The following is a 21,216-nucleotide window of genomic DNA, read 5'->3' as shown; positions in this document are numbered from 1 at the left end:
TGGGGTGGCGCTCTCAGCGGCCGATCAGCTGGCGCGCCGGGCCACCGGTCTCCTGGCCGCGGCCACGGGCGTAGGCCGGGAGCGCCGGGTTCTTGGCGTTGGCGCCATCGGTGTCGCCGTAGACCAGTGCGAATGGGCTGCTGATGGAGCGGGCCTGCGGAGCGCGGAGACCCTGGGCCTGGGAGAGGCCCGTCATGCCGACGAGGGCGGAAGCGGCAAGAGCGAGGGCAGCGATGGTACGGGTCATGATCGATATCCTTCTGGTGGGGTCGTCACGTCAGTTCGTGATGACGAGAAGGTAGCGGCCAGCAACCATTCATTCCAATAGTTTGGTTAGCTTATTCTCATCGTTTTTTTCGATGTTTTATCGTGGCGTTCGAGCGGCTGTCCATCGCGACGACGCGCGATGCGGCCTTGTGCTAGAGCCGGTCCTACGTCCTCTCGAAGCCCGGAAGCGCCCCGTGTCCGAGTCCAGTCTGCTGGCGATCAGCACCGGCCTGAAGCCGCTCTCGCGCCTCCAGCATCCGCGCGACGTGATCCGGCAGTTCACGCCGAACTGGTTCACGGTGGTGATGGGCACCGGTGTGGTCGCCCTGGCCCTCGACCGTCTGCCTGCGACGCATTCCCTGTTGGCCCCGGTCCCGCTCGGTCTCTGGCTTGCCTCTGTCGTTCTCTTCGCCGCGTTCTGCCTGCTCTACGGCGCGCGCTGGATCTTCTTCTTCGACGGCGCCCGGCGCATCTTCGGGCACTCGACGGTGTCGATGTTCTTCGGGGCGATCCCGATGGCGCTGGCGACGCTGCTGAACGGGCTGCTGATCTTCGGGGCGCCCTATCTCGGCGCCGAGACCATCCGCATTGCCCTGCCGCTGTGGTGGTTCGACGTGGCGCTCGCCCTGATCTGTGCCGTGGCGATCCCCTACCTGATGTTCACCCGCCAGGAGCACCGCATCGACCAGATGACGGCCGTCTGGCTGCTGCCGGTGGTGACGGCCGAGGTCGTCGCCGTCTCCGGTGGCCTGCTCGCGCCGGCCCTGAGCGGCGAGAGCCAGCAACTCGCCGTCATCGTCACGAGTTTCGTGCTTTGGGGCGTCTCGGTACCACTCGCGCTGAGCATCCTGGCGATCCTGGTGCTGCGCATGGCGCTCCACAACCTGCCGCCGCGAGAGATGGCCGCATCGAGCTGGCTCTCCCTCGGTCCGCTCGGAACCGGGGCGCTCGGCCTGCTCGTGCTGGGGCAGGCCGGTGGCCCGATCCTCGCGGCGGCCGGTTTTGCCGGCGCGCCCGAGATCCTCCGGATCGCGGGCCTTATCGGCGCGCTGATCCTCTGGGGCTACGGGGCCTGGTGGTTCCTGCTCTCGCTCGCCGTCACCGTGCGCTACCTGCGCGCCGGCGTTCCGTTTAACCTTGGCTGGTGGGGCTACATTTTCCCCCTCGGGGTCTATGCCCTGGCCACCCTACGGATCGGCGATGTGACGGAGTTGAGCGGCTTCGCCTGGCTCGGAGCGGGCCTCGTCGGCTTGTTGACCCTGCTCTGGCTGGTGGTGTCCGTGCGCACCCTGCGCGGGGCCTATCGCGGCGAGCTCTTCGTCTCGCCCTGCCTCGCCGGGGCCTGATTCGGCTTCGCCTAGCCGACAGGTTCAGGCGAGGCCGAGCACGCGGATCAGGCCGAGGCTGACGGCGCCGAGCGCGAGGAGCGAAGCGAGTACCGCCAGGGTCACCCGCGCGCCGGCCTTGGCGACGCTGCGAACGTCGACTCCAAGGCCGAGCGCGGCCATCGAGACGATGGTGAGGACGTTGGCCGTCTGCGAGATCGGCTTGAGGGCGACGGCCGGGATCAGTCCGGCCGAGCGCAGGCCGGCGACCGCCAGGAAGGCCAGGATGAACCATGGCACGAGCCGGTGGATCGCGAGACGGCCGCCGGCCGGCCGGTCGCCAGCCGTGACGCGAGGTGCGGCCGCGTCCGTCTCCTCACGCAGCCGGCTCGCGCCGAGGGAGAGCGCCAGCACCACCGGGCCGAGCATCAGCACGCGCACCAGCTTGACCAGCGTCCCGACCTGAACGCTGAGCGCCGCGACTGGCGCGGTGGCGGCCAGCACCTGGGGAACCGCATAGACGGTGAGTCCGGCGAGCACCCCGTACTGCATCGGCGAGAGACCGAGCAGCGGAACCAGCAGGGGCAGGCCGAGCACCACGAGCACGCCCAGCACCGCCGTGAAGGCGATGGACGAGGCGACGTCCTCACCATCGGCGCCGATCACCGGCGCGGTCGCCGCGATGGCCGAGTTCCCGCAGATCGAGTTCCCGCATGCGACGAGGATCGCCATGCGCGGATGCAGGCCGAGCGCCCGGCCGATGCCGTAGCTCGACAGGATCGCAACCACGACGACGCCGGCGATGCCGAAGAGCAGGCCCGGACCGGCGGCGAGGATCGTCGCGAGGCTGAGCGACGCGCCGAGCAGCACGACGGCGATCTCCAGGACGGTCTTCGCCCCGAAGGCGATGCCGGGAAAGAAACGCTGCGACGGGGTCCAGGCGGTGCGGATCGCGCTCCCGAGTAGGATCGCCAGCACCAGGGCTTCGAGCCAAGCGCGGCCGAAGGCTTCTTCTTCCGCCGCCTCCAGCGCCAGGGCTATGGCGGTCACCGCGATGCAGAGCGCGAGGCCCGGCAGAATGGCGCGAGCTCCCGCGGAGAATGCTGCAAAGCGGGTTGGCAGGGCGGGGATCATCGGTCGACTCCAGAACTCAGGAGCCACTCTTTCTTATCGACGCAGTTCGATCCAATAGAACGATATGAATGTTGTCATCGATCATATCGATGAAATGCGGCCGCCTTGCTAGGCGTCATCGCATCGCGAGGGCGAGCGCGACGAGCGCGACGACCAGGAGGGTGCCCAGAACGATCCAGATCGCACTCATGGTGCCGCTGGACACGCCGAAGGCACGGGAGGCCTTGCGGTGCTGGTGCGCGAGGAGGCCGAGTTCGCGGATGGCCTCCAGTTCAGGGTCCGCTTCATGCGTCGGCTTGCGGCTCATGGTGAGAACTCCGTCGTTTGGATTGGATCAGGGCAGGAACTCGACAGCTTCGATCGTGGCGTCTGCTGCCAACGTGTAGATGCGGATAGAGCCGGTCGGGATTTCGAGACGCTCGACCGCGTCGGGACCGAGGCCCTCCATCGCCATGACGACGGCGCGCAGCGCATTTCCATGCGCGACTACAAGGGCGGTGCCGCGCAAGGCCGCGGGAAGGAGTTGGCGCAGGAGGCAGGGGGTAATGCGGGCCAGGGTATCGCGCAGGCTCTCGCCCTGGGGTGGACCGTCGGCGTAGGAGCGCCGCCATGTTTCGACTCGGTCAGCGCCCCATCGTGCGACGGCCGCCGGCATATCCAGTCCGGTGAGCACCCCATAATCGCGCTCGTCGAGGGTATCGAGGCCTTCCGGCTCGAGCGATCGCTGCTCCAAGACCTCAAGAATGAGTTCGGCGGTCGCGCGCGTCCGCGACAGAGAGGAGCAGAATACGCGATCGGGAGCGAGTTCGCGCTCCGACAGGCGCCGTCCGACCGCCCGGGCCTGCTCTCGGCCGCGCTCGGTCAACGGCACGTCGAGCCGGCCGGTGAAAGCGCCTGCAGCGTTCGCCGTGCTCTCGCCGTGACGGACCAGGATCAGGCTACGAGGTCCGAGATTCACGACACGCCCCCGCCGAGGAGCGTGCGGGCCAGCGCTAGTCCGGCAATCAGTCCGAGAAGCGCCGCAACCACCGATGCGAGGACGTAGAAGCCGGCCGCGGCGACCTCACCTCGATCGTAAAGGGTGACGGCGTCGAGCGAGAAGGTCGAGAAGGTGGTGAAACCGCCGAGCATCCCGGTGGTGAGGAAGAGCTTGAGCGGGTGCCCGCCGGCGCCGCGCATCACGAAGGCTTCGGCCAGGACGCCCATCAAGAACGAGCCCAGCACATTGATGATCAGGGTCGCCAAGGGAAAGTCGAGTTGCGGCGCGAGCCGGGCGACAGCGAGATTGACCCCGTGGCGAACTCCGCCACCGAGGCCGGCACCGAGTATGACGATGAGTGCATTCACGCAATCAGATCCCTCACGTTGAACGGAGGGGTATGAGCGTCGGCACGCGGTGACGGAAGCACGTGTTCTTACCGCGGGCGAAACGGATGGCGCCCTCGCGGTAGGAGTTATCAGCCCTCGCGGGCGGTTGTAGGGGGCGTTCCATCCTGGCGAACGGCGAAATTCAACCCTATTCGCCAACCGACCAGGGATCGAACTTGCGGACCTCGCCCGGCCTGAGACCGGCGGACTTGAGGAAGCCGGGACTGGCCCAGGCGCTTTCGAACCTGATGGTGAGCCCCGAGCCCGCGTGGTTCGCGTCGAGGTAGGTCTTGATCGCACTCTCGGCGCTCGCCCGGTGCAGCGCCAGGACGATGACCCGATAGGCCTCGACGGCTTGGGCGTCGGGCCCGTCCGGTGGTGAGACCATCGCGATGAATGGGACCATGCCGCTTCCGGGAACGCGTCTCGACCTGTCGGACCGCGAGGTGCGGACCGGGCATCAATGCAGGCGGTTGGCGGCTAGGGCAGCCCGGTCGGCCAGCTCGATCTGGCCACGCCGAAGCACCACCAGCCCGCTCTCGGCCCACTGCCCGAGGATCCGGCTGACCACCTCGCGCACGCTGCCGACGTCGGAGGCGAGCTGCTGATGCGTCGTGTGGACGACGCCGTGTCGGTCGGCCTCCGTCAGCAGGCGTCGGGCAAGCCTCTGTTCAAGGGGCGCGAACACGACCTCCTCGATCAGCGTGAACATGCTCGCCATGAGCCGCGAGTAGTCGTCCAGCACGAAGGCCCGGAACTCGGGGCTCTCCCCCATGAGCTGCTTGAACGTGTCGGTCGGGATCGCGGCCAGCTCGGTGCGTTCCTCGGCGATGCTCTCGGCCGGGAAGCCGCCGCCCGCGAGCAGGCATTGTGTGGTCAGCACGCACGTGCCGCCGGCGCCGACCTTGTAGATCAGGACCTCACGCCCGCCATCCGACATTCGAAACACCCGGGTCCGGCCGTCGATGCACATGAGGTAGTTCGCGCAGGCCCCGTCGAGCTCGTAGGCGACGGCGCCGGCCTCAAGGACCGGGAAATGCACCGTCCCCCGCGCGATCTGCAGGTGCGAGGCCGAAAAGTTCTTGATGAGGGGGAAGCGCTCGATCCAGCGCTCGATCTGATGGGGTGCCGGCATGCGTGGCGTCCGCCTGTCGCCGGTACGATGCGGGATCGTCCGGTCGTTCTTGGAAGTTTCTCCCACCGTCCATGGCCTGCGCGACCTGCGTCACCGACATGGGCGGCACCTTCGGCATAACATTTCGCACGATGATTCATAAGCCGGAACCCGATCCGACGACGCAAATCGTCCAAGGGGTCCCCGGCACACACGGGAGGCCCATGATGCGCATCCGCACACTCGCCCTGCTCGCCGCGATCCTGACCGCGGGGCCGGCACTCGCCGCCCAGGACATGCTGCTCGGCGGCGACATGACCTCCGACAAGATGACCAAGGCCGAGATGACCCGCGCCGACGTCGAGGGCCTGATCGCCAAGGCCGGCGGCCGGCCGGTCGACCTCCCGGACAAGAGCCTGTCGGGTCTCGACCTGTCCGGCCTCGACCTCAAGGGCGCGAACATGCGCACGGCGCGCCTCAACGGCACCAACCTCAAAGGCACCGTTCTCAGCGGCGCTAGCCTGCAGCAGGCCTAGTTCCTCAAGGCGAACTTGAGCGGGGCCAAGCTCGTCGGCGCCGACATGTTCGGCATCACGGCCCGCAACGCGAACCTTTCCGGAGCCGACCTCAGCAAGGCGAAGCCTATCGGCGATTTTTCGGGGGCCAACCTCAGCGGCGCGACGCTGACCGATCTCAACGGCAACGCCGACCTTAAGAACCAATCCATGGGCCTGATGGGTACGGTGTTCACCAATGTGAACCTGGAGGGTGCCAAGCTGAAGGGCGCCGGCCTCAGCCATGCCAAGCTCGACTACGCCAACCTAAAAGGCACCGACCTGACCGACGCCGTGCTCACCGCGGCGGACGCCTCGGGCGCCGATCTCACGGGTGCCACCATCGCCGGCGCGAGCCTCAAGGGCTTCGACGTCAGCGGCCCAAGCTGCGCGATCTCAAGGGCCGAGACAGCGCCAAGGACTGGTCTGGCCTCGTCAACGTCGATCGCGCCGTCACCGACGAAGGGCACTGACCGGCCTCGTCCGGTCCGGAAATCGTGTCCGTCGCGGCGCTTCTGTGACCTAGGTCACAGACATCCATTAGACCGCAATCTAAGCCTATCCGGAGAGAGGCCCGCGCACGACGGGCCCAACAACGAAAATCCGTGGAGAGAACGCCGTGAGAATGACACGCCAGACGACCGCCCTGCTTTCCGGACTTGCCCTGGCCGGTGCTATCTCCAGCGGTGCGGCCAACGCCGCGGCCGGCGACAGCGACGCCCAACGCGCCGAGCGTTGGGGCGAGATCAAGCAGCAAATCTTCCCGGGCCAGACGATCCAGCCAGGCGGCACAGCGGTGAAGATCGAGGCCCCGAAGCGCGCGGAAGATGCCTCGCTCGTGCCGATCACCCTGACGATGCCAGACAAGGACAAGATCGCGGAACTGTCGCTGATCATCGACGACAACCCGACGCCCTACGCCGCCCACTTCGTCTTCGGCCCCGCCGCCGATCCGGGCGAGCTCAAGCTGCGGGTGCGCGTCAACAACTACACCGACGTCCATGCCGTCGCGAAGATGAAGGACGGCTCGTTCGTCGAGTCCACCGAATACGTGAAGGCGTCCGGCGGCTGCTCGGCCCCGATGGGTATGAGCGACGAGGAGGCCATGCAGGGCATGGGCGACATGCGCGTGAAGTTCGGCGAGACGCAGCCCGGTAAGCCCGTCCCGGCGACCCTTATGATCCGCCACCCGAACTTCTCGGGCATGCAGATGAACCAGGTCTCCCGCGACTACACGCCGGCCCGCTACATCCAGAAGATCACGGTCAGCTACGGCGATAAGAGCGTGTTCACCATGGACGGGGACATCTCGATCTCCTCGAATCCGGTGATCAACTTCGCCTACCTGCCTGAGGGCAGCGGCCCGATGAAGGTCACCGCCTCCGACAACCAGGGCGGCCATTGGGAGAACAGCTTCCCGGTCCGTGCGGCGAGCAACTAAGGCGGGCATGTACCGCCTTCCCCTCGCCGCCGCGGCCGCCGTCTTCCTGATCGCGGCGGCGCCCGCCGATTCCCCCGTCGGCGTGCAGGAGCCTGATGGCTACTGGCAGGGCGCCCTGCACGGTTACACCCCGCCGACCCTGAAGGGCGCGACGGTGGTCGACGCTGCCACGCTGGCCAAGCTGGTCGCGGAGCGCAAGCCGGTGCTCCTCGACGTGTCCGACCTCGACCGCAAGCCGGCGGGCCTGCCGCCGGGCGGGCTCTGGTTCCCGGTCCACCGCAACATTCCCGGCAGCACCTGGCTGCCGGGCTCCGGCGACGGCGACCTCGACGCGTCCGCCCAGGCGACGCTGAAGGCGCGGGTTGCCGAACTCACCAGCGGCGACCTCGACCGTCCCGTGGTCACCTACTGCCATCCGGATTGCTGGGGCAGCTGGAACCTCGGCAAACGCCTCGTCGGGCTAGGATACCGGCAGGTGCACTGGTTCCCGCAGGGCATCGACGGCTGGCAAGAGGGACACGACACCACGGGGTCGCGACCGGACAAGCAATGGGCCGCACGACCGTCAGCGACCGCCGGCCAATGACCGCCGGCGCCCATCCAACCGAAAGGCCGACCCCGATGATCCGTCGCTCCCTCCTTGCCCTCGTCGCCACGGCGTCGATCGGACTTCCCGCAGCCCGGGCCGCAGACTTCGTTCCGTACACGCCCGAGGCCCTGGCGGCCGCGCAGAAGGCCGGCAAGCCCATCCTCGTCGAGATCAGCGCGCCCTGGTGCCCGATCTGTAAGACCCAGAAGCCGATCCTCTCGAAGCTCGGTGCGGACCCCCGGTTCAAGGACCTGCAGGTCTTCGACGTCGACTTCGACAGCCAGAAGCCTTCCCTGAAGACCCTGAACGCCCGCATGCAGAGCACGATCATCGTGTTCAAGGGCGACAAGGAGATGGGCCGCTCCATCGGCGAGACGCAGCCCGAATGGATCGAGGGGCTGGCGGAAAAGGCGCTCTGAGGCCCGGCCATGCTCACCACCCTCGGCTTGGCGTTCCTCGCCGGCGTCCTCTCAGTGCTCTCGCCCTGCGTGCTGCCGCTATTGCCCCTGGTGCTAGGTGCGGCGGCATCGGAACACCGGCTCGGGCCGGCGGCCCTGGCGGCCGGGCTGGCACTGTCGTTCGTGGTGATCGGGCTGTTCGTCGCCACGGTGGGCTTCGCCATCGGCCTCGACACCGACATCTTCCGGACGGTCGCCGCGATCCTGCTGGTGCTGATCGGCCTCGTCCTGATGGTGCCGGCGGCGCAGACGCGCCTGGCGGTGGCGGCTGGTCCGGTGAGCAATTGGACGGAAAGCCGCTTCGGCGGGTTCTCGCCGGCAGGCTTATACGGCCAATTTGGCGTCGGCCTGCTACTCGGGGCGGTCTGGAGCCCCTGCGTCGGCCCAACGCTCGGCGCCGCATCCCTCATGGCGTCACAGGGCAAGGACCTCGTCGCCGTGGCCCTGACCATGCTTCTCTTCGGCCTGGGGGCGGCCTTCCCGTTGCTGTTCCTCGGCACCCTGTCGCGCGAGGTACTGATGCGTTGGCGCGACCGGATGATGAGCGCCGGCAAGGGCTTGAAGGCTGCCCTCGGCATGATCCTGGTCGTCAGCGGGGGCGTGATCCTGTCGGGCTACGACAAGGCCATGGAGACGGCGCTGGTGAACGCCTCGCCGGAATGGCTCACCAGCCTGACGACCCGATTCTGAGGTTTGGCTCTCCAATCGGGAGGGCGACCCCAAACTCCCCACTGCATTGACCAGGGCTAAAAGGGCGGAGCAGGCAAGAATCGGCGTTGGCCGTCCGAAGCAGGGGTCGGAGCCCAAAATACGAACCTTCAAGCGGCCGACCTGAGTCTTTAAAATGATTCGGCGAACTTATGGGCGCAGCTGCAGCGATAAATACATTTTAATAATTCAATCGGATTTCAAAATTTGAATATTAATACATAAATTAATTATTGATTAGCTGATTTAATATCTCTAGAATGAACTAAGAGAAGTCCTAAATCATATTGCTAATTATAGAGGAGGAAATATTGGAAAAATTACTGCTCTCGGTTGTATTTCTGACTGCTAGTAGTTTCAGCTCCGTCGCGCTCGCCAGCGGCGAAGGCGACGCTGGCTTACGGGCAGAGCTCCAGAACCCTTCTCTGATACAGCCCGGATACGACGCATCAAGGGTCGAGCGCCCCTACGGTCTTAGGGGTCCTGGACGATACACTGTCTATGTGCATCCTAGCACGCGCTGGCGCCGCGTTTATTCCCGACGGTAAGCTCCTATGGATGGGCTCTCGATGTTCTCTAAAAGTGCTTGTTTGATTTTTTGTCTCACATTTAGTCAGCCTGTATTATCTCAAAATATCGACTGTCAGACTTTAAAAAAAGGCCTTGATCCTTTCGAGGTCAATCAAGAATTTATCCGTAGATCTGTGAAGGCTCCAGGAGAAGATTTGGGCGACCCGACGAAAGATCTGGCGAAGCGCCAGATTTTTCGCGAGAAAAATGGTATTGTAAATGCATATGAAGATCGCGCGGGTACATTGACAAAGCAGATTTTTGTCTACGGCAAACCGCAGTCCATGCAGGTCTATGGCAAAATAGATAAACCGTTTCAGGTTACTTACAGGCAGGATTTACCATTAGATTTTGATTATATGGGAAGTCGAAGAAATCACCAGTTCAAAGTATCAATGGAAATGACGACGTCTCCGGGGAATTCGTCGGTGTCCGAGTCTAATTTCAAATACATGCGCGAAGATCAGATGATAATATCAGGCTGTCTGTTCGGCGTCTCGCTGTTCGAGGTCACATCCCAGGCTCAAAATTCGCCTCTCCGGACGATGGGACAAGTATATTATTCACCAGATCTTCAGATCGCATTACAAACAGAGTTCAAAACCCTAAAAGATGAGCGAGATATAATGGAAGTTATACTCAAAACTAGAGATATCAGGCCGATCTCTCAAAAAATTGCTGAACCATAGCGCGATCAAAGTAAATCTACTAATCAGACGGCGAGATAGCGCACTGACGCCGACAAAAAGCACGCCTCGCGGCGCGAATTGCTTCGTCCGCTCAGACGTTTAGCGAAGGGTTTCTGGTGCAAATGTCGGTGTTGGTGCACTAGGATTGGGTGCACAACTATTTGCTGTGCAATTTAGTTTATTTTCTAACCGTAGCGTATTCGCTGGACTAAGGGGAATTTATCTATTTTATATTAGGATGTCCCTGATTTGGATGCGAACTAACTATATTCCGAAATTCTCGTCGATCTGCTACGGTCATTCTGCGCCATCTAATACCGGCAGACTACCGGACCAGCCCGGTATCCTGTTTTGCCCGGCCCCACTCGACGGCGGCGATCTTGTGACCACCATCCGTTTGTAGACGGATTGTGCGGGTCAGTGCCTGCAAACTAGAATGGATAGTACCGCAGTGAAGCCAACCCAACGACCATATGGGTGGAGGGCGCAACGCCCGCCGCACCACGGAATGCGTCGCGGGTGGTGTACGAGGCCTGCGCGCCCGCGACGAGGCGGCCGTAACTGCCCTTGTAGAGGTCGTGCCAGAAGCCGCCGGTGACCTGGCGGATGTCGCGGCTCTCGGCCTGGCAGAGGGCTGCCGCCGAACCTTCGACGTCACAGCCCGTCACCACGAGGGTCGGCGAGCCGTAGCCGGCGAGGCTGAGTGCGCCTGTGCGTTCGGCATGCTCCCAGCCGGCATAGGCGTAGACGTCGGTTCCTGGTTGGACGTGACCGACGAGGCCGGCGAGCAGCTGGAACATCGGCACCGCCGCCACCGAACCGTCGGCGCGCAGCGCGAAGTCCGGAAGCTGGGCTGAGCCGTAGCGGCCGATGCCGCGGCCGGCCAGGCCGGAGAGCTGCAGGTCGGCGTAGTCCCGGACGATAGGCAGCGTCGCCGCTCCGCCGATGCCGTAGCCGGCCTGGGCGTCGGTCTTTCCGACCAGCCTGTCGCTGAACAGGCGTCCGACGCCCTTCAGCTCGTAATGACCCCAGCCCGGCTCCCAGCCGAGCTTGGCGAGGATGTCGGGCGCCTCGCTGTTGCTGTAGGTCGTGGTCGCGTTGTTGAGGCCGCCGGCGTCGCCGCTGTTGTTGACGTTGATCCCGGCCGGTACCGTGAATGGGCTCGGCGGCACCACCGATTGCGGGCTCTCGAGGGAGGCCGCCGCCCAGAGGCCCTGGCCGAGATCCTTGGTGACGCGGATCTGCGGTGTGCGGGCCCAGTTGAAACCCGGCACGTATTGCGCGTCGATGGTGAGCGGGATCTGCTCCTTCAGCGGCGTGATCCCGCTGAGGTTGGTCGTCGCGAGGCTGAAGGCTTGGCCCGCGAGCACGTGCAGGCCCCATTCCGACTGGTCGAGGGCGGCCCAGACCTGCCGGATGCGCGGCACGTAGCTGTTGCTCTCGCGGCTGTTCGAGGTGACGCCGGCGCCGAGGAAGTCGAGTTCGGCATAGCCCGAGGCCTTGAGGCTCGGATCGATCATCGCGGTGACGAGGCCGGAGAGCCGGCTCTGGCGGGCGCTGAAGCGGAACTCTCCCTCGCGCGCCTGGAAGGAATTGCGGAAAGGGATGCCGGCGAAATCGCTGGCGATGTCGGCCGCCTGGTTCGGCGTGCGGTAGAAGCCGGCGAGCTCGACGAAGCCGCCGGGCGTGAAGCAGACATGGCCGAGGGGCATGGCGTTGCCCTCGCAGACCGTCTCGGCCTGGACGAAGGCCGGCGTCCGCGGCTCGGAGCCGGGGATACCCTGCAGAGCCTGCGTGCGCCGGGTCAGGCGGCTGCCGCCGGGACCCGTGGCCGAGCGCGCCTCGGCGGTGGCTGCTGGGGCGGGCCGTCGCCGGAGTGTCTGCAACTCGCGCTGCATCGCCGCCATCTGTTTCTGCAGCGCCGCGAGACGCGCTTCCGTCGCCGCCTCGTCCATCGCGGAAGCAGGATTTGGAAAGGCGGCGAGCACCGTCAGAGCCAGTGCCGTTGCGGCACGTTCTTTCAGCCTCGAGGAGAGACGATCCATGGCTATGGCCGACCAAATTGGAGATCACGATGCGGCCGCCGTTTGGCAGCGCGCAACGTCTACTGCCAAGCTAGCCGTGTAAGTTTGATGACACGGAAATTGAACGATTTTTTCGATTTTGAAATCTTGATAAATCTTGCTTCGACCAAGGCGATATCGACCGAGGCGGTTGTTGGACGCAAGCCTCAGCGTGATCCATGCCGCATGCGTCGCAGCCACGCGCCACGGCGGGCGGCACAAGCCGGGTCGAAGATCGAGCAGGCCGGCGGATAGCCGGGGGGCTCGGCGAGCATGATCTGCCCACCGATATCGCCGATGGAATGCTGCTGGGACCAGGCCGACTTCGGATCGAAATACGGGTCCGAGGTGTAGCTGTTCATGAAGGCGCCTCCGGCCGGGATCCGGCTCTCGGCGAAGGCGGTCCCGGCACAGCCGAGAAGCACCGCCGCGCCGAGCGCGACCGGCAGTATGAAGCGCATGATCGAAGGTCCTGGATCGGGAGAGGTGTGATTGCCGTCGAGGCCAACTCGGGGCCGCCGGCTCGACAGCTGGTTGCCCATCGAACGACGACGGCCTCGCCCGCGCGCGGCGCGGACGAGGCCGTGAATGATTGAGAGTGGCGATTACTGGCCGATTTCCATCCGGTCCGGACCGCCGGTCTCCTGGCCGCGGCCGCGGGCGTACCAGGGCAGAGCGGGGTTCTTGGCATTCGCGCTGTCGTCGTCGCGCGGGGCGTGGATCCAGGACCGGCGCGATGCCTCCGCCATCATCGGGGCCGGCTCGGCGAAGCCGGTGCTCATGTACTGGCCGGACTGTGCCGCGCGGGTGGCCTGGGCGTGATGGGCGACGTGGTGGGCCGCGTGATGCAGCGGATGAGCCTCGGCAGCGGCCGAAAGGCCGCCGAGAGCGCCGAATGCAGCAAGGGCCGTCAGGGCGGAGCGCATGGACGTCGACATACAGATAGTCTCCGATATGTGAGTAGTATTCTTTTCGGCGGTTGCTTCGGCTTGTGCCGCTGCCGTCCGCTTGACCATACAATGCGGCCGTCTTGCCTTTGGATCAAATGAACATCGCTTTATTTTATTCAAACAATTTTGGATCTTGAAATCGGTTTTATATTTGCGATCGTATTCAAAATGCGCTGCATGCAGAGCGCCATGCATCGCAGCGACAAACAGACCGAAGATCGTCGGCAAACCCCGTCCGGACGCCAAAACCAAAATGAAATTTCAAGATTGAAACCGAATTCATTGGTGGCCGCCGAGCCTTCGACTTACCCGGACGTTGTGGCCAGGATCGATCGGCAGGCGGGCGAAGGCCTCTGCTGCCGGCCGGTCGCCACGGGCGGGAGGCCTCGTTCCCCGCATTCCCCCGCAGCAAGGTCCGCGTATCGCGATGGGTGTCGTTCGGTTTGCCCTGAAGTTCCGCAACAGCTTCTTCGTGCTGGCCGTGCTTATGATGCTCGCGGGTGCGGGCTCGATCATCGTCGCCCCCAAGGACGTGCTGCCGGCGGTCGACATCCCGGTGGTGGTGGTGGTCTGGACTTATAACGGCCTCGACACGACCGACATCGTCCAGCGCATCACGAATTACAGCGAGTTCTCGCTGTCCTCAAACGTCAACAACATCAAGCGCATCGACTCGACCTCGATCCAGGGCACGGTGACGGAGCGGATCTATTTCGATCCAAGCGTCAGCATCGATCTCGCGATCACGCAGGTGGATTCCGCCATGAACGCGGTGCGCTCGCGCATGCCACCCGGCGTGCAGCCGCCGGTGATCATGCGGTTCTCGGCCTCCTCCGTGCCGGTGATCCAGCTCGCGCTGTCCTCGACGAAGGACACGCTGACCAAGGTCTTCGACTACGCGCAGTACCGCACCCGCCAGCGCCTCGCCGAGGTGCCGGGCTCGACGCTGCCCTCGCCCTATGGCGGCGCGCCCCGCCAGGTCATGGTCGATCTCGACCTGGCGGCCCTGCGCGCCGTCGGCATGACGCCCCTCGACGTCACCAATGCCGTGCTGAAGCAGAACCTCGCGGTACCCTCGGGCCTCGCCAAGATCGGCGAGCAGCAATACGCGATCCGCCTCAACGCCTCGCCGGAACTCGTCGACCAGCTCAACCGCATCCCGGTGAAGGTCGTCGACGGCCAGCCGGTGCTGCTGCGGGACGTCGCGCATGTCCGCGACGGGGCGCCACCGCAACTCAACATCGTGCGGTCCGACGGGCACCATTCGGTGCTGCTGCAGATCCTCAAGAACGGTGCCGCCTCGACCCTCGACGTCGTCAACAACGTCAAGAAGTCCCTGCCGGACATCCGCGCCGCAGCCCCGGCGGGCATGACGATCACCCCGCTCTTCGACCAGTCGGTCTTCGTGTCGGACGCGATCCGGGACGTGGTGCGCGAGGCGGTGATCGCGGCGGGCCTCACCGGGCTGACCATCCTGCTCTTCCTAGGTTCGTGGCGCTCGACCCTCGTCGTGCTGATCACGATCCCGCTGGCGATCCTGACCTCGCTCAGCGTGCTCACCGCCATGGGCGAGACCATCAACATCATGACCCTCGGCGGCCTTGCGCTCTCGGTGGGCATCCTCGTCGACCACGCGACGGTGGCGATCGAGAACACCTACCGAATGTTCGAGGAGGGCCAGCCCTTCCGAAAATCCGTGGTGATGGGCGTGTCGGGGATCGCCAAGCCGGCGCTGATCTCGACGCTGGCGATCTGCGCCGCCTTCGTCGCGGTGTTCTTCCTCACCGATGCGCCGAAGTACCTGTTCACGCCGCAGGCCGAGGCGGTCGTGTTCGCGATGCTGGCCTCCTACGTGCTGTCGCTGACGCTGGTGCCGATCCTGATCGACGTGTTCGTGGCGCGCGAATACGCGCAAAACCACGCGCCGAAACAGGCCGGTGCGGACCCGGAGCAGATCGAGGTGCGGCGCTCGTTTCTTGGCCGCATCGTCGCGCAGGTGCTGCGCCTCGTCGCGATCCCGTTCCGGCCGATCGGGCGGGCGGCGACGGCATTCCGCGCCGCCTTCGAGCGCGGCTTCACGCGCTTCCATCGCGGCTATGTCGGCCTGCTGCGGGTGGTGATCGGCCACCGCATCGCGACGGTCGCCGGCGTGCTGCTCATCTTCGCTGTCGCCGGCACGCTCTTCCCCTTCGTCGGGCAGGATTACTTCCCGCAGATCGAATCGAGCCAGATGACGCTCCACATCCGCACCCGCCCGGGCATGCGGATCGAGACGACGGAGAAGGTCTTCGCCAAGGTCGAGGATGCGGTGCGGCGCACGGTGCCGAAGGACGAGCTCGGGCTGATCCTCGACAACATCGGCCTGCCGGCGTCGAACTACAACTTCGCCTTCATCGACGCGTCCTTCGTCGCCTACAACGACGGCCAGATGCTCATCAACCTGAAGGGCGAGCACAAGCCGATCTCGTTCTACGAGAAGCAGCTCCGGAAATCCCTGCGCAAGGAGTTTCCGGACGTGGTCTTCTACTTCCAGCCGTCCGACATCATCACCCAGATCCTGAACTTCGGCACGATCGCGCAGATCGACGTCCAGGTGACGGGCCGGCACGATGTGAAAGACCTCGCTACGGCGCAGGACCTCGTGCGGCGGATCTCCAAGGTGCGCGGGGCGGTGGACGTCCACCTGCACCAGATCGTCGACGCGCCGCAGTTCTACGTGAACGTCGACCGCAAGCTTGCTTCCGAGATGGGGCTGTCCGAGCAGGAGATCGCGCAGAACCTGAACGTCTCGCTGTCCGGCTCCTTCCAGGTCAGCCCGAATTTCTGGGCCGATCCGAAAACCGGAACGCCCTACCAGCTCTGGGTGCAGACGCCGGAATACCGCAACGCCAGCATGACCAGCCTGATGAACACGCCGCTAGCCGTGCGTGATGCCGACCATGGCGACCCGGGCATCCCAATCCTGCTGTCGAGCGTCGCCTCCATGGAGCGCAAGCCCGAGCAGACCGTGGTCAGCCACGTCAACACGCAGCCCACCTACGACGTGCTGGCGAGCGTGCAGAACTCCGATCTCGGCTCCGTCCGCAACGCCATCGAGCAGATCGTCAGCGAGGAGCAGGCCGGCCTCCAGGCGCCCGACAAGATCCGCATCCGCGGCCAGATCGAGAGCATGGAGAGCGCGTTCTTCCACCTCGAGATCGGCCTCGGCATCGCGCTGGTGGCCGTCTACCTGCTGCTCGTCCTGAACTACCAGACCTGGGGCGACCCCTTCGTGGTGCTCGCCGCCCTGCCGCTCGCCTTCTGCGGCATCGTCATGAGCCTGTTCATCACCGGGACCACCTTCTCGATCCCGGCCCTGTTCGGCGCGATCATGTCGGTGGGCGTGGCCTCGGCGAACTCGATCCTGCTCGTCACCTTCGCCAAGGAGCATCGCGAGGCGACCGGCTGCTCGGCGATCGAGGCCGCCCTGGTCGCCGGTCAGACCCGCCTGCGGCCGGTGCTGATGACGGCCGCGGCGATGTTCCTCGGCCTGATCCCGATGGCGATCGGCTCGGGCGAAGGCTCGGAGCAAAACGCGGCGCTCGCCCGCGCCGTGCTCGGCGGCATCGCCATGGGCACCGGCTCGACCCTGATCTTCGTCCCCTTCCTCTACACCCTGCTGCGCCGCGGCGCGGTCAAACCCCTCGAGGATTACGCATGAGCGCCGAGACCGCTGCTCGACACGACGACGCGATAGAGACCGATCCGCTGGCCACCGACCGGGCCGACACGGCGCTCGCCCACGAGCATGCCCCGCCGCCGCGCATGCTGCCCTTCGTGGTCGCGCTCCTCGTCGTCTCCGGCGGCCTCGGCTTCGGCGGCTGGCGCCACTGGGGCGAGGTCGCGGCCGCGCAGGAGACGCAACGGGAGACCATCGACTACGTGCCGGAGGTCCGCACGATGCCGGCCGGCCGCGACGACAGCCCGATGCGCCTGACCCTGCCGGGCCAGACGGAGGCCTTCGACAAGGCCGACGTCTTCGCCCGCGCCACCGGCTACGTCGCGGAACGCAAAGTCGATATCGGCTCGCGGGTGAAGAAGGGCGACCTGCTCGTGCGCATCGCCGCGCCCGATCTCGACGAGCAACTCCGCCAGGCCGAGGCCCAGCTCGGCCAGATGCGGGCGCAGCTCGTCGAGGCCAAGGCGAATGTCGACCAGGCCAAGGCCGATGTGACCCTCGCCAACGTCACCGACGGCCGCACCACGACGCTCGCCGGCCAGGGCTGGGCCTCCAAGCAGACCGCCGATACCAGCCGCGCCAAGGTGCAGACCGCCGCCGCTACGCTCAACGCCGCAGAGGCTCGTGTGAAGGTCGCCGAGGCCAACCTCGCTGCGCAGCAGGCCACCGCCGACCGCCTCACTGCGCTCAAGGGCTTCGAGAACGTGACGGCGCCCTTCGCCGGCATCATCACCGACCGCAAGGTGGATGTCGGCGATCTCGTCCACGCCGATTCCGGCTCGGGCTCGCCCCTGTTCTCGATCGAGAGCGACGACGTGCTGCGCGTCTCGGTGCAGATCCCGCAATACGCGGCCATCGACATTCACGACGGCGTCTCGGCCGAGGTCTCCGTGCCGCAGATGCCGCGCAAGGCATTTTCCGGCAGCGTCTCCCGCAGTTCGGTGGCGCTCCGCTCGTCCGCGCGGACCCTGACGACGCAGGTCGACGTCGCCAATCCCGACGGCATCCTGCGTCCGGGCCTCTACGTCGCCGTGACCTTCTCGGTGCCGCGGGCGCAGCCGAGCGTCGCGATCCCGTCGGAGGCGCTGATCTTCGACGCCAAGGGTACCCAGGTCGCCGTGGTCGAGCCCGACGATACGGTGAAGCTGGAGCCGGTCACGATCGCGCGCGACCTCGGCACGACCCTGGAGTTGCGCGACGGCCTGAACGGCGGGGAGCACGTCGTCCTCAGCCCGCCCGCGGACCTGCAGGACGGTGCCAAGGTCACCGTGGCCAAGACCGGAGACGACACGGCTGCTTCCAAGACCATCGCCGCTGCGACACCCTCCATCCAGGTCAAGGCGGAATGAGCGCACGACCCACGACGCCGGGCCGGGCTGCGCCCCGCACACGGCGGACCCGTATTTTTCCCACATGGCTTCGTTAGGCGGCTGCCTATCTATGGCTATGCGCAACAAGCCTGACGGCACGAGGAGGCGTCCCATGGCACGCGTGTTGATCATCGAGGACGACAACCGCGTCGCGGCCGAGATCGGCTCGGCCCTCTCGGACTATGGATTCCGCGTCGATGACGCTTTCACCGGATCGACCGGGCTGCAGAAGGCGATGGAGGGCGATTTCGACGTGATCGTCCTCGACCGCATGCTGCCGGAAATCGACGGGCTCTCGCTCCTCGGGCAATTGCGGGAGGCGAAGGTCTCGACGCCGGTGCTGATCTTGAGCGCGCTCTCCGCAGTGAACGAGCGCGTCGACGGCCTGCGCGCCGGTGGCGACGATTATCTCGCCAAACCCTTCGAGTTCATCGAGCTCACCGCCCGCGTCGATGCGCTGGCCCGCCGTCGCATTGCCGCGGAGGCCGTCAACGAGCTCGTCGTCGGCGACCTGCGCCTCGACCTGATCGACCGGGTGCTGTTTCGTGCCGAGCGCGAGGTCGACCTGCTGCCGAAGGAGTTCGCGATCGTCGAATTCCTGATGCGCAACGCCAACACGCTGGTCAGCCGGAAGATGATCTTCGAATCCGTGTGGGGCTACAGCTTCAACCACCAGTCGAGCGTGATCGACGTGCATATCGGCAAGATCCGCAAGAAGATCGATCCGGATGGCCTGAACCCCTGCATCCACACGGTGCGCAACACGGGCTTCATCCTCCGTGCGTCTACGTGACCTTCACCGCACCAGCGGGTTCCACGTCGCGCTCCTGTTCTTCGCCACCTTCGGCGCGGCCTCGCTGGCCCTGTTCGGGTTCCTCTACCTCGAGACCCGGAATTACGGCCGTAACGCCGCCTACGAATGGGTCCGCTGGGAATCCTCGCGCCTGACACGGCTCTCGACCACCCAACTGCGCGAGCGAACCGATGCCTGGGAGGATTTCGAGCAGGGCGGCCGGCCACTCGTGGTGTTCGACCCCAAGGGGCACCGGCTCGCGGGGGCCGACCTGCCGTTCCCGGCATCGGCCCCGATCGGCAGGCCGTTCGAGCTCAAGCAGAGCGTCGCAAGCCGGCCGCTCGTCTACTACAGCATGCTCAGCCGTCTCCCGGACGACAACCTGCTGCTTGTCAGCCGCTCCGCCAAGGTGCTGGAAGCGCTGGAGACGGCTCTCGTCGACACCTTCGCCTGGGGCATCGCCGGCACGATCGGCATCGGCCTGGTCGGCGCCATCGTGTTCGGTGTCGGCTCGCTGCGGCAGATCGCGGCGATCACGTCCTCGGCCGAGAAGATCATGCGGGGCGATCTCTCGGGCCGGCTCCCGAGCCGCGGCCTGTCCGCCGATTTCGGGCACCTCACCAGCGTCGTGAACGACATGCTGGAGCAGCTCGAACGCCTGATGAGCGAGGTGAAGGGCGTCAACGAGAACATCGCCCACGACCTGCGCACGCCGCTGACCCGGGTGATGGCAAGCCTCGAGCGTTCGCTGCGCAACGCGCGGACCATGGATGACTTCCGCACTGCGAACGAGGACGTTCTGGCCGAGCTCCGCCAGATCGTCGTGCGCTTCTCGGCACTGCTGCGGATCTCGGAGCTCGAGGATCGGGTCCGTCGTGCGGGGTTCGCCCCGGTCGATCTCGTCCGCATCCTCGACGACGCAGTGGAGTATTACGAGCCCCTCGCCGCAGACAAGGGTCTGGCGCTCGTCTGGGAGAAACCGGACCGAGAGATCCCCATCGACGGGGATGCCAGCCTGCTGTTCGAGGCCGCCAGCAACCTCATCGACAACGCGATCAAGTTCACCCCGGACGGTGGCCGGGTACTGGTTGCCGCAACCACGGCTCCCGTCGGGTTCGTGATCGCGGATACAGGCTGCGGCATCCCGGAGGCAGAACTGACGCGCGTGAAACAGCGATTCCATAGGAGCAGTAAAGCGCGCGTCCATTCCGGCTTCGGAATCGGGCTGAGCCTCGTCGAGTCGATCGCCAGGTTGCACAACCTCGAGTTCTCGCTCGTGAACGATGCACCGGGTTGCTGCGCCTCTTTGAAGAATTGGACGGCGCTTCCCCCGCGTTCGTCCGGCTGAGGCCATCGCGCCAACGCAGCGAAAAGTGCCGGTCGGTCGACCCGACCGGCAAAGTCGCATTCAGGTCTCAATGGAGCGGAGGCTCCGGACGTCGCCGCGAGCGCGATGCTCTCGCCTCGCGCTCGCGGCAGGTGTGTGCCCCATGGATCGGGGGATGAGGCACAGGCATCGTATGTGCCGAAGGGCGCTGTCTCAAACAATAAAATTCGATTTTCATTTTTTAAAGCCATTCAGTAATAAAGCGCCGACTGGATGAATAAATATTATATAATTAAACTTTAATTCAAATGATCAGCCCTACCAATTATGGATTTGGATCGTATATTGTCTTGATAGAAGTATTATCATTAATATAGGGGTGATCAGATGAAGTTCGCAATAGCAATTGGTTGCTCGCTTGCAATCGCTGCCGGCATACACGGTGCCCACGCGGCCAGTACGCACCTCGACCGAAATATTGTCCAGCTTGTCAGCGGCGATGGCCTCGACAGGGATGCCGCCGCCACCGGCAACGACCGCACCGGGGGTATCTGGCCAAGTAGTGACGGGGCATCGCGCTGGCGCCGATCGGCCAGCCGCTGGTCCTATAGGCCGCGCCGGTGGAGCCACTACCACCATCGCATCCGTCACGGCTGGTGGTGACAGTAGCGCCCTTTTGGTCCGCTCCGATCCTGTGGGCCGCCCCGCAGAAGCCAAAGTACCAAAATACAATCCCGCGAACGGCCGATCGCCGGCGGGCAAATGATGCACATCTCTC

The 21,216-nt window shown here is 65.1% G+C and carries 21 protein-coding genes and 1 pseudogene; 12 read left to right on the top strand and 10 right to left on the bottom strand.

What is annotated here, in order from left to right:
* Positions 1-13: 13 nt before the first annotated feature.
* Complete coding sequence (locus MHA02_RS08250; protein WP_147078172.1) at positions 14-247, bottom strand: hypothetical protein; 234 nt, start codon at positions 245-247, stop codon at positions 14-16.
* Between the two features lie 214 nt (positions 248-461).
* On the opposite strand from MHA02_RS08250, the gene MHA02_RS08245 reads away from it, so the two are divergent.
* Complete coding sequence (locus MHA02_RS08245; RefSeq protein ID WP_147078171.1) at positions 462-1,613, top strand: TDT family transporter; 1,152 nt, start codon at positions 462-464, stop codon at positions 1,611-1,613.
* Between the two features lie 24 nt (positions 1,614-1,637).
* Here the strand turns inward: MHA02_RS08245 and MHA02_RS08240 are convergent, their stop codons facing one another.
* The 6 genes from MHA02_RS08240 to MHA02_RS08215 all read right to left on the bottom strand — a co-directional run bounded on the left by MHA02_RS08240 (position 1,638) and on the right by MHA02_RS08215 (position 5,229).
* Positions 1,638-2,726: a YeiH family protein gene (locus MHA02_RS08240; protein ID WP_147078170.1), complete on the bottom strand. Its 1,089-nt coding sequence runs from the start codon at positions 2,724-2,726 to the stop codon at positions 1,638-1,640.
* A 115-nt stretch (positions 2,727-2,841) separates the two neighbouring features.
* Positions 2,842-3,033 carry a hypothetical protein gene (locus MHA02_RS08235; RefSeq protein WP_147078169.1) on the bottom strand — a complete coding sequence of 64 codons (192 nt, stop codon included), beginning with the start codon at positions 3,031-3,033 and terminating at the stop codon, positions 2,842-2,844.
* A 27-nt stretch (positions 3,034-3,060) separates the two neighbouring features.
* On the bottom strand, positions 3,061-3,684 hold the full coding sequence (locus MHA02_RS08230; RefSeq protein WP_147078168.1) for a 2,3-bisphosphoglycerate-dependent phosphoglycerate mutase: 624 nt from the start codon (positions 3,682-3,684) through the stop codon (positions 3,061-3,063).
* Complete coding sequence (crcB, locus tag MHA02_RS08225; RefSeq protein WP_147078167.1) at positions 3,681-4,073, bottom strand: fluoride efflux transporter CrcB; 393 nt, start codon at positions 4,071-4,073, stop codon at positions 3,681-3,683. Before crcB ends, MHA02_RS08230 begins: the two co-directional genes overlap by 4 nt.
* A gap of 169 nt (positions 4,074-4,242) precedes the next feature.
* Entirely contained in the window at positions 4,243-4,500 is a 258-nt protein-coding gene (locus MHA02_RS08220) for a hypothetical protein (RefSeq protein WP_147078166.1), read from the bottom strand.
* 54 nt (positions 4,501-4,554) lie between these two features.
* Entirely contained in the window at positions 4,555-5,229 is a 675-nt protein-coding gene (locus MHA02_RS08215) for a Crp/Fnr family transcriptional regulator (RefSeq protein WP_147078165.1), read from the bottom strand.
* A gap of 206 nt (positions 5,230-5,435) precedes the next feature.
* On the opposite strand from MHA02_RS08215, the gene MHA02_RS23040 reads away from it, so the two are divergent.
* The 7 genes and pseudogenes from MHA02_RS23040 to MHA02_RS08185 all read left to right on the top strand — a co-directional run bounded on the left by MHA02_RS23040 (position 5,436) and on the right by MHA02_RS08185 (position 10,217).
* On the top strand, positions 5,436-5,744 hold the full coding sequence (locus MHA02_RS23040) for a pentapeptide repeat-containing protein (RefSeq protein ID WP_444980199.1): 309 nt from the start codon (positions 5,436-5,438) through the stop codon (positions 5,742-5,744).
* 45 nt (positions 5,745-5,789) lie between these two features.
* A pseudogene (locus tag MHA02_RS23035) lies at positions 5,790-6,092 on the top strand (pentapeptide repeat-containing protein); the annotation flags it as partial.
* A gap of 295 nt (positions 6,093-6,387) precedes the next feature.
* Entirely contained in the window at positions 6,388-7,203 is an 816-nt protein-coding gene (locus MHA02_RS08205; protein ID WP_147078164.1) for a quinoprotein dehydrogenase-associated SoxYZ-like carrier, read from the top strand.
* A gap of 7 nt (positions 7,204-7,210) precedes the next feature.
* Complete coding sequence (locus tag MHA02_RS08200) at positions 7,211-7,789, top strand: rhodanese-like domain-containing protein (protein ID WP_147078163.1); 579 nt, start codon at positions 7,211-7,213, stop codon at positions 7,787-7,789.
* A 35-nt stretch (positions 7,790-7,824) separates the two neighbouring features.
* Complete coding sequence (locus MHA02_RS08195) at positions 7,825-8,211, top strand: thioredoxin family protein (protein ID WP_147078162.1); 387 nt, start codon at positions 7,825-7,827, stop codon at positions 8,209-8,211.
* 9 nt (positions 8,212-8,220) lie between these two features.
* Entirely contained in the window at positions 8,221-8,940 is a 720-nt protein-coding gene (locus tag MHA02_RS08190; RefSeq protein WP_147078161.1) for a cytochrome c biogenesis CcdA family protein, read from the top strand.
* A gap of 572 nt (positions 8,941-9,512) precedes the next feature.
* Complete coding sequence (locus MHA02_RS08185) at positions 9,513-10,217, top strand: hypothetical protein (protein ID WP_210245060.1); 705 nt, start codon at positions 9,513-9,515, stop codon at positions 10,215-10,217.
* A 431-nt stretch (positions 10,218-10,648) separates the two neighbouring features.
* Here the strand turns inward: MHA02_RS08185 and MHA02_RS08180 are convergent, their stop codons facing one another.
* From MHA02_RS08180 to MHA02_RS08170, 3 genes are all read right to left on the bottom strand, one after another.
* Positions 10,649-12,172: a hypothetical protein gene (locus tag MHA02_RS08180; RefSeq protein WP_170249118.1), complete on the bottom strand. Its 1,524-nt coding sequence runs from the start codon at positions 12,170-12,172 to the stop codon at positions 10,649-10,651.
* Between the two features lie 275 nt (positions 12,173-12,447).
* The gene (locus tag MHA02_RS08175; protein ID WP_147078158.1) at positions 12,448-12,741 is read right to left on the bottom strand and encodes a hypothetical protein; all 294 of its coding nucleotides are present in this window, start codon (positions 12,739-12,741) and stop codon (positions 12,448-12,450) included.
* 144 nt (positions 12,742-12,885) lie between these two features.
* On the bottom strand, positions 12,886-13,218 hold the full coding sequence (locus MHA02_RS08170; protein WP_147078157.1) for a hypothetical protein: 333 nt from the start codon (positions 13,216-13,218) through the stop codon (positions 12,886-12,888).
* Positions 13,219-13,657: 439 nt separating this feature from the next.
* Between MHA02_RS08170 and MHA02_RS08165 the strand changes: the two genes are divergently transcribed.
* The 4 genes from MHA02_RS08165 to MHA02_RS08150 all read left to right on the top strand — a co-directional run bounded on the left by MHA02_RS08165 (position 13,658) and on the right by MHA02_RS08150 (position 20,459).
* Positions 13,658-16,930: an efflux RND transporter permease subunit gene (locus MHA02_RS08165; protein WP_147078156.1), complete on the top strand. Its 3,273-nt coding sequence runs from the start codon at positions 13,658-13,660 to the stop codon at positions 16,928-16,930.
* On the top strand, positions 16,927-18,297 hold the full coding sequence (locus MHA02_RS08160) for an efflux RND transporter periplasmic adaptor subunit (protein WP_147078155.1): 1,371 nt from the start codon (positions 16,927-16,929) through the stop codon (positions 18,295-18,297). Before MHA02_RS08165 ends, MHA02_RS08160 begins: the two co-directional genes overlap by 4 nt.
* 133 nt (positions 18,298-18,430) lie before the next feature.
* Positions 18,431-19,111 carry a response regulator transcription factor gene (locus tag MHA02_RS08155; protein WP_147078154.1) on the top strand — a complete coding sequence of 227 codons (681 nt, stop codon included), beginning with the start codon at positions 18,431-18,433 and terminating at the stop codon, positions 19,109-19,111.
* Complete coding sequence (locus MHA02_RS08150) at positions 19,098-20,459, top strand: sensor histidine kinase (protein ID WP_147078153.1); 1,362 nt, start codon at positions 19,098-19,100, stop codon at positions 20,457-20,459. Before MHA02_RS08155 ends, MHA02_RS08150 begins: the two co-directional genes overlap by 14 nt.
* Positions 20,460-21,216: the final 757 nt, after the last annotated feature.

The organism is Methylobacterium haplocladii, assembly GCF_007992175.1.
Taxonomy (GTDB): domain Bacteria; phylum Pseudomonadota; class Alphaproteobacteria; order Rhizobiales; family Beijerinckiaceae; genus Methylobacterium; species Methylobacterium haplocladii.
Note: the sequence above shows the minus strand (reverse complement) of the source record. Positions and strands in the feature narration are given on the sequence as shown.

Bases quoted from the DNA above. Each gene is read 5' to 3' on its own strand.
- MHA02_RS08175 (WP_147078158.1), bottom strand. From the start codon at position 12,741: ATGCGCTTCATACTGCCGGTCGCGCTCGGCGCGGCGGTGCTTCTCGGC.
- MHA02_RS08200 (WP_147078163.1), top strand. From the start codon at position 7,211: ATGTACCGCCTTCCCCTCGCCGCCGCGGCCGCCGTCTTCCTGATCGCG.
- MHA02_RS08240 (WP_147078170.1), bottom strand. From the start codon at position 2,726: ATGATCCCCGCCCTGCCAACCCGCTTTGCAGCATTCTCCGCGGGAGCT.
- MHA02_RS08170 (WP_147078157.1), bottom strand. From the start codon at position 13,218: ATGTCGACGTCCATGCGCTCCGCCCTGACGGCCCTTGCTGCATTCGGC.
- MHA02_RS08180 (WP_170249118.1), bottom strand. From the start codon at position 12,172: ATGGACGAGGCGGCGACGGAAGCGCGTCTCGCGGCGCTGCAGAAACAG.
- MHA02_RS08155 (WP_147078154.1), top strand. From the start codon at position 18,431: ATGGCACGCGTGTTGATCATCGAGGACGACAACCGCGTCGCGGCCGAG.
- MHA02_RS08235 (WP_147078169.1), bottom strand. From the start codon at position 3,033: ATGAGCCGCAAGCCGACGCATGAAGCGGACCCTGAACTGGAGGCCATC.
- MHA02_RS08220 (WP_147078166.1), bottom strand. From the start codon at position 4,500: ATGGTCCCATTCATCGCGATGGTCTCACCACCGGACGGGCCCGACGCC.
- MHA02_RS08250 (WP_147078172.1), bottom strand. From the start codon at position 247: ATGACCCGTACCATCGCTGCCCTCGCTCTTGCCGCTTCCGCCCTCGTC.
- MHA02_RS08190 (WP_147078161.1), top strand. From the start codon at position 8,221: ATGCTCACCACCCTCGGCTTGGCGTTCCTCGCCGGCGTCCTCTCAGTG.
- MHA02_RS08215 (WP_147078165.1), bottom strand. From the start codon at position 5,229: ATGCCGGCACCCCATCAGATCGAGCGCTGGATCGAGCGCTTCCCCCTC.
- MHA02_RS08165 (WP_147078156.1), top strand. From the start codon at position 13,658: ATGGGTGTCGTTCGGTTTGCCCTGAAGTTCCGCAACAGCTTCTTCGTG.
- MHA02_RS08185 (WP_210245060.1), top strand. From the start codon at position 9,513: ATGGATGGGCTCTCGATGTTCTCTAAAAGTGCTTGTTTGATTTTTTGT.
- MHA02_RS08195 (WP_147078162.1), top strand. From the start codon at position 7,825: ATGATCCGTCGCTCCCTCCTTGCCCTCGTCGCCACGGCGTCGATCGGA.
- MHA02_RS08205 (WP_147078164.1), top strand. From the start codon at position 6,388: ATGACACGCCAGACGACCGCCCTGCTTTCCGGACTTGCCCTGGCCGGT.
- MHA02_RS23040 (WP_444980199.1), top strand. From the start codon at position 5,436: ATGCGCATCCGCACACTCGCCCTGCTCGCCGCGATCCTGACCGCGGGG.
- MHA02_RS08160 (WP_147078155.1), top strand. From the start codon at position 16,927: ATGAGCGCCGAGACCGCTGCTCGACACGACGACGCGATAGAGACCGAT.